Here is a 12248-nt window from a genome sequence, read left to right on the forward strand (position 1 = left end):
CATGCCCGCCGAACCGCTGCTACTGGCAGCGATGCGCATCGACAAGTGGCTCTGGGCGGCGCGTTTCTATCGCACGCGCGCCCTCGCTGCACAGGCCGTTGCCGCGGGTCGTGTGCGGCTCGCGGGAAATGCGGTGAAAGCCGCACACATCCTGCGCTGCGGCGATGAACTCGAAGTCAACCTCGGTGACCTCAGGTGGACGATCTGCGTCATTGCTCTCGCGCAGCAGCGCCGCTCCGCCAGCGAAGCCCGGCAGCTGTACCACGAATCCCTCGCGAGCAGCGAGCGGCGAACTGCGCAGGAGGCCGCCCGGAGACTGGTACCGGAACCCGCCCGCGAGCTTGGCGGGCGACCAACCAAGAAGGCCGGCAGACTGATCAGGAACTTTACCGACAGGGAATGAGAATCAGGGCTACGCAACTGCCGCAGTTCCGGAATTCTCGCGCGGACCCGGGAGCGATTCCGCGATCCCGGCCCATGCTGCCGGCAACCCGATGAGCGAGGGGTTGCTCGCCGACGGCATCGTGGTCGTCCATTTTCTCTTCATCTTCTTTGTCGTGGCTGGTGGCGCCCTGAGCCTGCGCTGGCCGAGGCTCGCATTCGCGCACGTTCCGGCCGCCTGCTGGGGCGTACTCATCGAGATCAGCGGCGGCATCTGTCCATTGACCCCCCTCGAGAACGAACTGCGTCTGGCGGCTGGCGAGGCAGGCTATTCCGGCAGCTTCGTCGCGCATTACCTGTTGCCGATCATCTATCCGCCTGGCTTGACGCGCGACACTCAACTGCTACTGGCGGGCGCACTCGTCGCCATCAATGTCGCTTGCTACGGCTGGCTGATCCACGGCCTCCGGCGCGCCGGCAGGGCACGTTTCAAGCATCCGAAGCAGCCGGTCGACACCGCCGATCGAGCAGCGCAGCAGCGGCGTTCCCGCTCTCCCGGCTAGGCAATCCTTTCGATCAGGTGTGCCTTGAGCTGCGCCCGCCCCGACGGATTGGCGAGTGCGATGATGGTGGTACCGACGCTGACGACTTCATCGACCCGCGGGTTGAAGACCCAGCTTCCATCCTCTTCACGCAAGGCAAGCAGGATGTAGTCCGGACTGCGCAGGCGCAGGTCGCCGACGCGGGTGGCAGGAAAGCCCGCTGGAACGTGGACTTCCTCGAGCCGCACGTTCTTGTCGGAACGAACCATCTCGTCGAGGAAACTGACCACGTGCGGCCGCACCATGGCTGACGCCAGGCGGATGCCACCGGTGAAATCCGGCGAGATAACCGCATCGGCGCCAACCTTGCGCATCTTCTCGACATTGCGCGCTTCCTGCGCCCGCGCCACGATCCGCAGATCGGGATTGAGCTGGCGAGCGGTGATGATGATCATCAGGTTGCGCGAATCATCGCCGGTCACGGCAAACAGGCCCCTGGCGTCGAGGATGTCGGCTGCCTCGAGGAGGTCGTCGTCGGAGGCATCACCCTGCAGGCAGAGCAGTCCCGGGAACTTGTCGAGATTGTCCTCGAAGCGCGCTTCCTCGGTGTCAATGGCGACGAAGTGCCGACCCGTGTTCTGCAACTCGCCGCCAACGCTGCGGCCAACCCTGCCGAAACCGCAGATGATGAAATGCTGGCGCAGTTTCTGGATGCGTTTCTCCATTCGTCGTCTCCGCAGGGAATGGTCTAGATCCTTCTCGAGGAAGAACACGGACAGGCTGGTGAAGAGGAAGGTCAATGCACCGGCACCGGAGATGGCGATGAAGCCAGCGAAGACGCGGTCGCTGAGCGCCGGCAGCGGAACGATCTCGCCGTAGCCAACCGTCGAGATGGTGATCAGTGTCATGTACAGGGCATCAGACCAGTCGCTGTGGTCGCCGCCAATATGGAAGAAACCGACGGTGCCGATCCCTACGAGAGCCAGAACGGCAACGGCGGCCCAGACAATGCGGACGACGATCCTCTGCAACTGCATGCTGATCCGCAGGTCCGACTCGCGCAGGCGGCGCAGCCGACGCGCCCGGCGGCGTGTGGCCAATGGACTATCGAAGATGGGCAACGAAACGACACCCTCCCTTGGCAAACGGGCGTACTGCTGCGACAAGCTGACCGTCAGGCAGCGAACAGGCAACATGCCGTACCGTATCGGCACGGCGCGCGAGCCTCGCACATTTGTTGCTCCTTGTCCACCAGCAAGAGCACGCGCCGATGGCAAGATCGGCAACTTTGGCGCACACTTGTGGCCACCGCATCGGAAAACCGCAGCATGCCCGGCAAGCACTTTTCGCGACGCGCAACGCGCCTGCAACCCAGCCAGAGGATCGCCGAAGCGATTCTGGATTACGTCGGTGACACGCCGTCCAGCAGCGAACAGCGGGCCGCCAGCCCGCAGCAGCGGGCGCGTGTCATCGTCCGCAAGGCCACCCGCAGCGCGGTGATGACAGCCGGCAGCCTTTCCCTGCCTCCAGGGTCTCTTGGCTGGCTCACCCTGCTGCCAGAACTGCGCTTGCTGTGGAAGCTGCAGACGCAGATGGTGGCCGATATTGCCGCCTGCCACGGAAAGACCGCCGGCCTTGGGCGTGAGGAGATGCTCTACTGCCTCTTCCGGCACACCGATACCCGCGCGGTCGCCAATCTGGTCGCCAGGGTGGGCAAGCGCTTCGTCGTCCAGCACGCGTCGCGGCCGGAAATCAATGCCATCGTCCTCAAGATCGCGTTGCACATCTCGCAGCGCCTGCTCGGACGGGGTGTTTCGCGCTGGATTCCCGTTGTCGGTGCCATCGGTGCCGGTGCCTACGCCTACTATGACACGGCGCAGGTTGCCGAAACGGCCATCGAACTGTTCACCGACGTCATCGATGTCGACAGCGAGACGGAGACGGAGTGAGACCGGACCTACGGGGCGGCGACTGCCCGTGTGCCTCGGCAACGACCCTGAGCGCCTGTCCCGGGGCGAGGATTCTCGCCGGACGTTGCCGGCAGGCTGCTAGAATCCAGTCCCTGAATCCGCAGTGGAGGGGGCTGCGATGCAAAGAGAGAACATCAGGCACGTCGAGGAGTGGGCCAGGCCGCGAACCGTCGTGTTGCTGACGCTGTTGCTCCTCGCCGCACTGTGGGCGGTAGTCATCGCTTCGCTGGTCTTTGCCCGCGACGACAGCATCGCTGCCGCCGGCATCTCGCTGCAGCGTCTGACGCACGCGCTCGAGCAGCAGACGCGGCAACAGTTTCGTCTGCTCGACACGGTTCTCGCCGCAAGCGAAAACTGGCTGCAGGACCATCCGGCGGGCGACCCGCACCGCGATTCCGGCCTGCGCCGGTTGGTCGACAGTCTGCGGGACAGCAGCGGCGACTTCTTCGACATCCGACTTCTGGCAGCCGGCACGGACCCCGCGCTGCAGGCGTCGCCCGCTGGCAGCGACCGCTCTGAGCGCCAGCCGGGCGGCTCCCGGCTGGCGTTCGGGCGGCCGACCACTGACCCGGCGACGGCCCGGGTTCATCTGCCGGTCGTCCGGCCGGTGAACAATCGGCATGCGAACGGTCTCCAAATGGTGGCGATGGTCGACCTACAAGCGCTGAGCCACGGCTACGACGCCGAGCGACTGCGGCCGGGCGGCGCGATTGCGCTGCTCTCCCCTGACGGCACGGTTCTGGCGCAGGCGGCGGAAGACCGGCAGCTTGTCCATTCGCTCGCCGGCGGGCATCTGTTCAGCCGACACCTGCCGCAGCGGTCGCGCGCGTTCGTGGTTCTCGACGAACGCGCCGGCAAGCATCCGCGGCTGTTGGCGAGCTACTCTTCGCTGCCCGACTTCCCGCTCGTCGTCATCGTTCTCGAGGACTACGATGTCGCGCTCGCAGGCTGGCAACGACAGGGCTTGTGGACCATTCTGCTGGCCCTGGGGGTGACGATCCCGCTGACCGTGGTTGCCTGGCGATCGTTGCGCCTGCTGCGCACGCTCGCCGAGCACAGCGTACAGCTGCAGGAGCTTGCGATCTCGGACCAGCTTACCGGCGTCAGCAGCCGACAGCACTTCGTCGCCACGCTAGCCGATGAGCTCGCGTTGCGGCAGCGCCGACACTTGCCGCTCGCGGTCATGCTCCTCGACATCGATTTCTTTCGCCGCATCAACGACGGTTATGGCCACGCTGTCGGTGACCAGGTCCTGCTGGCGGTCGCCCAGGCGGCCAAAGGCGCACTGCGTCAGCGGGACCTGCTGGCCCGCTTTGGTGGTGGCCAGTTTGCCGTTCTGCTGCCGGATACCGAGATCGCCGAGGCGCTGCTGGTTGCCGACCGTATCCGTGCGCTGATTGGCGAAATCGCCATTCCGACGGAGGACGGCATCGTCCGCTTCAGCGTCAGCGTCGGCGCCAGTGAAGCCACGGCCAGCGACCGCTCGACCGACGATCTGCTCAAGCGCGCCGCGCAGGCACTGCAGTCCGCCGCTGCGGCCGGCCATGATCGCGTCGTCGCGGCACGATCGACGAGTGAGCCGAGCCCGGACCCTGCTACCACCGGGCGGCGGTAGCAGGGTCGCGCTGCAGTCGCTGAACGTCTGACAACACGGGGCACTGCGTCTAACGTCCCTTCCATTCCACCTGACGTTTGCCGATGAAGGCGTCGATGCCTGCGGCCGCATCCTCGGTCATCATGTTGCAGGCCATCACTTCCGACGCGTACTGATAGGCTGCCTCGAGCCCCATCTCAAGCTGCCGGTAGAACATCTTCTTGCCCATGCCGATGGCTACCGAAGACTTCGCCAGGATCGCCTGCGCGAGAAGTCCGACTTCGGCATCGAGAGCGTCGCTGGCGACGACGCGGTTGACCAGCCCTTGCTGCAGCGCAGTCGGGGCATCGATGAAATCGCCGGTGAGGAGCATCTCGAGAGCCTGCTTGCGGCCCAGGTTGCGCGACAAGCCAACGGCCGGCGTGGCACAGAAAAGGCCGACGTTGATCCCCGACGTGGCGAAGCGCGCACTCTCGGCGGCAACTGCCAGGTCGCACATCGAAACGAGCTGGCAGCCGGCCGCCGTGGCAATGCCGTGGACGCGCGCGATCACCGGCTGCGGCATCTGCGTGAGGCTCATCATCATTCGGCCGCAGCTGCGGAACAGATCCTGCATGAAGGCCTGGTCATGATTCGCCCGCATTTCCTTCAGATCGTGACCGGCACAGAAGGCCTTGCCGGCTCCGGCAATGACCACGACGCGCAGGGCAGGGTCCGCCGCGATCGCGTCCAGCTCCGTTTGCAAGGCTCCGATCATCGCCCTCGACAGGGCATTGAACTGGTTGCCGCGGTTCAGCGTCAGCGTGCTGACGCCCCGCGCATCGACGCGCAGGACGTAGGGCTCAGCCGGGGTCGATGCGTTCATCCTTCTCTCCTCATCATTGATCGCTGCCGCGCCGGTGCGGGGAAGCGAAACCGCCGGCCGGCAGCTGCAGGCAGCCGCTGGCCGGCAAACGGCAGCTGCTCACTCGATGGCGGCAGAGGATTTCGCCTGCTCGCGCAGGACGTACTTCTGGATCTTGCCGGTCGAGGTCTTCGGCAGCGTGCAGATGACAACCCGCTTCGGTACCTTGAAGCGCGCCATGTGCTGCCGACAGAACTCGATCACTTCCTGCTCGCTGACCGTGCAGCCCTCACGCAACTCGAGGAACGCGCAGGGCACCTCTCCCCAAGTCGGGTCGGGGGTTGCGACGACCGCCGCGGCGATAACGGCCGGGTGCTTGTAGAGCACGTCCTCGACCTCGATCGACGAGATGTTCTCGCCGCCCGAGATGATCACGTCCTTGGAGCGATCCTTGATCTTGACGTAGCCATCCTGGTGCATGACGGCCAAGTCGCCCGTGTGGTACCAGCCGCCGGCAAACGACTCGTCGGTCGCCTTCGGATTCTTCAGGTAGCCTTTCATCACCAGGTTGCCGCGGAACATGATCTCGCCCATCGTTTCGCGGTCCCACGGCACGGCCGCCATGCTGACCGGGTCGAGAACCGTGATCGCTTCCTGCGCATGGTAGCGCACCCCCTGCCGGCCATTGAGTTCGACCTGTTCGGCCAGCGGACGGCTGCTCCAGTCGCTGTGCTTGGCGCAGACGGCTGCCGGTCCGTAGGTTTCGGTGAGCCCGTAGACGTGCGTCAGGTCGATACCGATGTTGGCCATCGCCTCGATCACGGCCGCCGGGGGCGGTGCGGCCGCAATCAGTCCGCAGACCTTCTGGCTGATTCCGGTACGCAGCTCGGGCGGAGAATTGGCCATCAGGCTATGCACGATCGGCGCTCCGCAGTAGTGGGTCACCCCGTGCTCACGCATGGCATCGAAGATCAGTTTCGGGTCCACGCGGCGCAGGCAGACATTGGTACCCGCGTTGGCAGCCATGGTCCACACGAAGCACCAGCCGTTGCAGTGAAACATCGGCAGCGTCCACAGGTAAACCGCGTGCGGCGGCATGCCCCAGCTGACGATGTTGCTCATCGAATTGAGGTAAGCCCCGCGATGGTGGTACACCACGCCCTTCGGGTTGCCGGTGGTACCGGATGTGTAATTGAGCGAAATCGCGTCCCACTCATCAGCCGGACCATTCCAGGGGAAGTCGGGGCTGCCACCGGCGATGAACTCTTCGTACTCGCGCGTTCCCAGCCGGTCGCCGGGGCCGCCGTACTCGGGATCGTCGACATCGATCACCAGGATCTCGCGCCGGCATGCGGCCAGCGCCTTGCGTACGGTCGACGAATACTCACGGTCGGTGAGCAGCACCTTGGCCTCGCCGTGCTCGAGCATGAAGGCGATCGTTTCGGCGTCGAGCCGGGTATTGAGCGTGTTGAGCACAGCCCCGGTGACCGGAACACCGAAGTGGCACTCGATCATTTCCGGCGTGTTGTTGAGCATCGCCGCCACCGTATCGCCTTCGCCGACGCCGTGCGCGACGAGCGCGGAGGCGAGCTGCCGGCAGCGAGTGAAGGTCTGCAGCCAGCTCTGCCGCCGTTGCCCATGAATCACCGCGACACGTTCGGGATAGACATAGGCGCTGCGCGCGAGGAAGGTCAGCGGCGTCAGTGGCGTGTAGTTGGCAGGATTCTTGTCAAGCCCCACCCGGTAGATATTCGACATCCCCAGCTTCTCCTCTCTGACAATGAGTGTTATTGATGTTGCCCAGCCGTGGCACGGCAGTCGTTCAGCCTGCCACGTTTCTCGACATCATTCAACCAGGCCAGCAGTTCCTTGCCGAGTTCCGCGCTCGCTGCTGCCATCGCGTTGACGCCACCGCGAGCGTCGGCACTGGCCGCCGGTTGTTCGATTGCGAGCGCTTTGCCGGCGATGGTCCGCCGCCTGGTGTCGAGCAGTGTCGCCTGCCCCTGCAGCAGCGCGCTGCTCTGCTGCGGTGTGGCGAAGAGCTGCGACAACTCCTGCAGCTCGATGCGCAGCAGACAGGTCTCTGCGTTCCGGTCGCGGGCACCGCTGAGGCCGAGCTGCTGCCGTAGCCGCTGCGCGAGCAGTTGGCCCGGCGCGGCGGCCCAACGACTCGCGGCGTAGCTGCGCAACTTGAGCGGGTTGTCGTAGAGCAGGCGATACTCGATCGTCAGCGCATCGAACCAGTACGGCATCCTGATCTCGAGTGCAATTCCGGACCAGCGGCTTCCGTCGGCCAGCCGTGCCGGCGGTGGTCCGAAATCGTAGGAATCCGTCGGCTGCGTACTGCGCAGGCCGCCGCAGGCCACCAGCAGGCTCGCGGCAAGAAGGCTCGCAAAGCTGTTCATCGACTCTCCCCGGCCATCGTCGGCGCGACAAAACCGGCCTCGCCGGGGCCGGGCGCATGCTGCGGTGGGCCGAAGACGATGCTCTGGGGCGACTCCTCGAGCATCTGCAACACCCGGTTGAGCTGCCGCGAGTTCGCCGACAGGTCGCTGCTGACCTCGTCCAGGCGCGCCACCAGGGCAGCGATCCCGCCGGTCGAAGGTTCGCCGATCAGCCGCCCCAGTCGTTCGCTAACCGGCTGCAGGCTGCCGACCAGGCGACGCGACTCGAGCAGCAGTGGCGCCGCCTCGGCGGCGGCCTGATCGGCGCGCGTCAGCGTGCTGTGCAGCAGGCGCAGGTTCTCGTCCGCCAGCAACCTGCGCAACTGCAGCGCCACCTCGTTGGCAGTGCCCGTCGTCGCCTCGAGATTGCCGAGAATCCCCGCCAGGTGCCGCCGGTTGTCGTCGTCGAGGACGAGGTTCGCCCGCTCGAGGAAGTCCCGCGCCTGCCGCAGCGTCGCGCCGCCGACGTCCGACAGTTCCTCGATCAGCGAGGACTGCATCGTGATGCGCGGCAGACCGCCGTCGTCGCTGACGAGCGGCGTCTGGTCTTTCCCGTTGTCCTCGAGCAGGATGTGGGCGATACCCGTGACCCCCTGATAACCAAGGCGCGCGGTGGTGCTGCGGGTGACCGGAACGTTGCGGTCGACACTGATCCGGATCAGGATGTTGCGTACCTCTGCAGGGTCGAGCTCGATCGCTTCCACCTTGCCCACCCGGATGCCTCGATAACGCACCTGCCCCTGCAGGTTGAGGCCGGTGACATTGTGCCGGCTGACCACCGTATAGTCCGTCGTCGCTTCGTGCTTGCCGCCGAACCACCAGACAGCCAGCACCACTGCCAGACCAAGCAACAGGGTGAACAGCCCCGCCACCAGCGCATGTGCTCGGTTCTCCATGTTCAGCCCTGCCGCTGCCGGATCGCCGCCGCCGCACGACCGGAACCGAAGAAGTTGCGCACGAAGGGATGCTCGACCGCCGCCACCTCCGCTGCCGTGCCACAGGCGACAATCCGCTGATCGGCGAGAACCGCCAGGCGGGTTGCCAGCCCGGCCAGCGTCTCGGGGTCGTGCGTCACCATCACCACCGTGAAACCCAGTTCCCTCTGCAACATCCGCAACAGCTTGACGAAACTCTCGCTGCGATCAGGATCGAGGCCGGCCGTCGGTTCGTCGAGAACCAGCAGTTCGGGTTCGAGCGACAAGGCGCGCGCCAGCGCCACGCGCTTGACCATGCCACCCGACAACTCGGCGGGCATCAGCCGCGCATGCCGCGCTTCCAGTTCGACCATGGCAAGCTTGAGAAAGACCAGATCAGCCACCATTCCTTCGTCGAGAGTGTGCAACTCCCGCAGGGGAAAAGCAATGTTGTCGAAGACCGACAGCGCCGAGAACAGCGCTCCCTGCTGGAAGAGCATGCCGAAGCGCCGGCGCAGTGCGCGCCGCCGCTGCGGCTCGGCATCGAGCACCGACTGGCCGAACAGGCGCACGGTTCCTCTGCTTGGTGCCAACAGCCCGACAATCTCGCGCAACAGGGTCGTCTTGCCACTGCCCGAGCCACCGACCAAGCCAAGCATTTGCCCCGCTTCGATGTCGAGATCGATATCGCGGTGAACGACGAGGTCACCGAACTGCGTGTACAGCCCGCGAATCTCGATCACCGGTGGCAGGGCCTGGCCGGCTGCGGGGGGTGCGCTCACTACGGCAGTCCCAGACCGCGCGTCGCGACTGCGAAGACGGCGTCGACGAGTATCGCCACGGTGATCGAGCATACCACCGAACTGGTCGTCAGCGCCGACAGGCTCTCGGTGTTGGGCTTTACCCGGAGTCCAAAATGGCAGGCGATCAGCGCGATCAGCACACCGAATACCAGCCCCTTGCAGAGGCCGATCCAGACGTTCGCCACCGGCACGACGCGGGGCAGCGTGTCGACGAAGAAACCGTAGGAGAGGCCCATCTGCAGCTTGGCGGCGATCATGCCGCCGACGATGCCGGCGGCCGAACACCAGATCACCAGCAGCGGCATCGCGACGGCCAGCGCCAGAACCTTCGGCAGCAGCAGGCGCTGACTGCGCGAAACCCCCATCGTCGCCAGGGCATCGATCTCCTCCGTGACGCGCATGACGCCGATCTGGGCGGTCATCGCCGAACCGGAGCGTCCGGCGACGAGCACTGCGACCAGCATCGGACCGAGTTCGCGAACGATGCTGATGCCCAGCAGATTGACGATGAAGACGTCGGCGCCGAAAGTCTTCAACTGCAGTGCTGACAGATACGAAAGGACGATGCCGATCAGGAAGCCGATCAGTGCAATCACCGGCAGGGCCATTGCGCCGCTCTTGTAGAGGTTGGCCGAGAACTCCCGCCAGGGCATCTCTCGCGGATGCCGGCAGAGATAGCCCAGATCGAGGACCAGTTGCCCGATGAGGGAGACGATCTCGGCCAAGTGGCGCAGGGCCGCCAGCGAAAGCTGACCGAGCGCTGCGAGCCACGCCAGTGGATCACGCGCTGCCACAACCTCTGGCTCGCGGGAGGTCGCCGCCACCCGTTCGAGCAGGGCCCTGTGCTCTGCGGACAGCGCCAGCGCGGCTGGCCACTGTCTGCCCCAGGCTCGCCAGAGCACGGTTGCTCCGGCGCTGTCGAGACGCGCGATCGAGTGCAATTCCCAAGCGGGGCTGCCGGCCGCCAGTCGTTGCAGCTGCAACTCAAAGTCCGCGATCGGCTGCGGCATCGTCGCCAGGCGCCAGTCACCGGCGAGCACCAGCCTCCGGACGCCCGCATTCTCGACAACATCTATCGTTGCCGCAGCCATTGCAGGAATCAGTCGCCGGCCACGGCTGTGCTGCCGGCCTGAGCCGACGTGCTGTTCACTCGCTCGCTCCTTGCTCGGGAGAGGGATTCCCAGGTCTGCTGCGGGCAGCCAGTTTCGCCCGCGCACCTGCTATGATTTCTGCAACAGTTCCAACTGCAGCACCCTGTCGCGAGGCACCGTGCCGATCTTCAGCGTGATGCCGATGCGACGCCAGAAGAGTGCTTCATCCGCCAGCGCCGTGGCGGTGATCGGATTGCCCGTCTGCCAGCGCGCCGGCAGATCGAGTTCGAAGCCGTCGGCCGCTTCCCTGACCGACATCTCGGGCAATGGCTGATCGTCACGCGCACGGTGCAACAGCGCCGCCAGCCGCAGACAGAAGAGGAGGCGCCAGTTGGGATCGCCAGCCGGCATTGCCGCGAGCTTCTGCAGCTTGCCGCGCTGGCCGAGAACCAACAGGGCAAGCCGTGCCTGATCACGTTTCGAGAACCCCGACATGTCGGCGTGTCCGAGGATGTACGCGCCATGCTTGTGGAACGCGCTGTGCGCCACCGAGACACCGATCTCGTGCAGCGAAACGGCCCAGCGCAGGAAGTGGACGTCGTTCTCGTGCGCGACGGCGTCGAGCTTGATCATCTGGCCAAGGAGGAGCAGGGCCGTGCGCTCGACCCGCCTGACCTGGGTCTCGTCCACCTGATAGCGCTGCATGAACTGGATGACCGTCGCGTCACGCGTATCGTGATGAGCAAAGCGCCCGAGCAGATCGTAGAGCACACCCAGCGGCAGCGCACCGTCGGAATAGGTCATGCGCTCGAGTCCAAGCTCGGCGAACACCGCTGACATGATGGCGATGGCGCCGGGCAGGATCAGGCAGCGATCCGCACGCATGCCCTTCAGGTCCAGCGCTTCCGCCGAACCGGCGCGAATCAGCAACTGGCGCAGTCTGGCCAGTCCCTCCCGGCTGATGCCGCTGACCCCCTGCGGGTTGAGATCGTTCATCTCGAGCAAGGTCGCGATTTCCTGCGCCGACCCTGAGGAGCCGACCGCCTCGCCCCAGCCACAACGCTGGTAGTCGACGACGATGGCCTCGACCTCGCGCGCCGCCGACACCTCGGCCGCGTAGAGACGCTTCTTGTCCACCTTGCCGTCGGGAAAGAAGCGTTGCCGATAGCTGATGCCGCCCATGAACAACGATTCCATCAACACCGGCACGGTGCCCTCGCCAATGATGAACTCGGTCGAACCGCCACCGATATCGACCACCAGCCGGCGATGGCTGGCTGCCGGTAGCGCATTCGCGGCACCGATGAAGATCAGCCGTGCTTCCTCACGACCGCCAATGATCTCGATTGGAAAGCCAAGCGCTGCCTCAGCCTGCAACAGCACCAGCGGCGCATTCCGCGCGACGCGCATGGCATCGGTCGTCACCGCCCGCACGGCGTCCGGCGCAAAGCCGCGCAGGCGCTCGCCAAAACGGCGCAGCGCCGTGATCGCGCGCTGCTGCGACGCATGATCGAGCAACTTCTCGCGGGTGAGACCGGAACCCAGCCGGACCGTCTCGCGCAGGGTATCCAGCGGGTGAATCTGGTCGCCTACGATCCGCCCGACCTGGACGCGGAAGCTGTTGGAGCCGAGGTCCACCCCGGCAATCAGTTCGTAACTCATGGC

The 12248-nt window shown here is 65.5% G+C and carries 12 protein-coding genes; 4 read left to right on the forward strand and 8 right to left on the reverse strand.

The genetic code is table 11. The annotated features are described in order from the left end of the window. Position 1: 1 nt before the first annotated feature. Entirely contained in the window at positions 2-403 is a 402-nt protein-coding gene (locus tag HT579_02675) for an RNA-binding S4 domain-containing protein (GenBank protein ID QKS27952.1), read from the forward strand. Between the two features lie 91 nt (positions 404-494). Next, positions 495-944 (forward strand): DUF2784 domain-containing protein, encoded by a 450-nt coding sequence (locus HT579_02680; protein QKS27953.1) that lies wholly within the window; start codon positions 495-497, stop codon positions 942-944. Here HT579_02680 and HT579_02685 read toward each other — a convergent pair. Beyond that, entirely contained in the window at positions 941-1960 is a 1020-nt protein-coding gene (locus HT579_02685; protein QKS31459.1) for an NAD-binding protein, read from the reverse strand. The genes HT579_02680 and HT579_02685 overlap by 4 nt on opposite strands. Positions 1961-2251: 291 nt before the next feature. Here HT579_02685 and HT579_02690 point away from each other — a divergent pair, with 291 nt between their 5' ends. Together HT579_02690 and HT579_02695 are read left to right on the forward strand one after the other, a co-directional pair. Then, entirely contained in the window at positions 2252-2872 is a 621-nt protein-coding gene (locus tag HT579_02690; GenBank protein ID QKS27954.1) for a hypothetical protein, read from the forward strand. Positions 2873-3011: 139 nt separating this feature from the next. After that, a complete protein-coding gene (locus tag HT579_02695) occupies positions 3012-4508 on the forward strand; it encodes a diguanylate cyclase (GenBank protein ID QKS27955.1) in 1497 nt (498 codons plus the stop codon). A 49-nt stretch (positions 4509-4557) separates the two neighbouring features. Here the strand turns inward: HT579_02695 and HT579_02700 are convergent, their stop codons facing one another. The 7 genes from HT579_02700 to HT579_02730 form a co-directional block, all read right to left on the reverse strand. Next, on the reverse strand, positions 4558-5352 hold the full coding sequence (locus HT579_02700; GenBank protein QKS27956.1) for an enoyl-CoA hydratase: 795 nt from the start codon (positions 5350-5352) through the stop codon (positions 4558-4560). Between the two features lie 99 nt (positions 5353-5451). Further along, positions 5452-7089, reverse strand: coding sequence for an acyl-CoA synthetase (locus HT579_02705; protein QKS27957.1), 1638 nt, complete (start codon positions 7087-7089; stop codon positions 5452-5454). A 29-nt stretch (positions 7090-7118) separates the two neighbouring features. After that, the gene (locus HT579_02710) at positions 7119-7736 is read right to left on the reverse strand and encodes a membrane integrity-associated transporter subunit PqiC (protein ID QKS27958.1); all 618 of its coding nucleotides are present in this window, start codon (positions 7734-7736) and stop codon (positions 7119-7121) included. Further along, positions 7733-8671, reverse strand: a complete 939-nt coding sequence (locus HT579_02715) for an MCE family protein (protein QKS27959.1) — start codon at positions 8669-8671, stop codon at positions 7733-7735. The genes HT579_02710 and HT579_02715 overlap by 4 nt, the downstream gene beginning before the upstream one ends. 2 nt (positions 8672-8673) lie before the next feature. After that, positions 8674-9543, reverse strand: a complete 870-nt coding sequence (locus HT579_02720; GenBank protein ID QKS27960.1) for an ATP-binding cassette domain-containing protein — start codon at positions 9541-9543, stop codon at positions 8674-8676. Next, complete coding sequence (locus HT579_02725; GenBank protein QKS27961.1) at positions 9471-10583, reverse strand: ABC transporter permease; 1113 nt, start codon at positions 10581-10583, stop codon at positions 9471-9473. Before HT579_02725 ends, HT579_02720 begins: the two co-directional genes overlap by 73 nt. Before the next feature lie 129 nt (positions 10584-10712). After that, positions 10713-12245, reverse strand: coding sequence for a Ppx/GppA family phosphatase (locus tag HT579_02730; protein ID QKS27962.1), 1533 nt, complete (start codon positions 12243-12245; stop codon positions 10713-10715). Between the last annotated feature and the right edge of the window lie 3 nt (positions 12246-12248).

This window comes from Candidatus Accumulibacter similis (genome assembly GCA_013347225.1).
GTDB lineage: Bacteria > Pseudomonadota > Gammaproteobacteria > Burkholderiales > Rhodocyclaceae > Accumulibacter > Accumulibacter similis.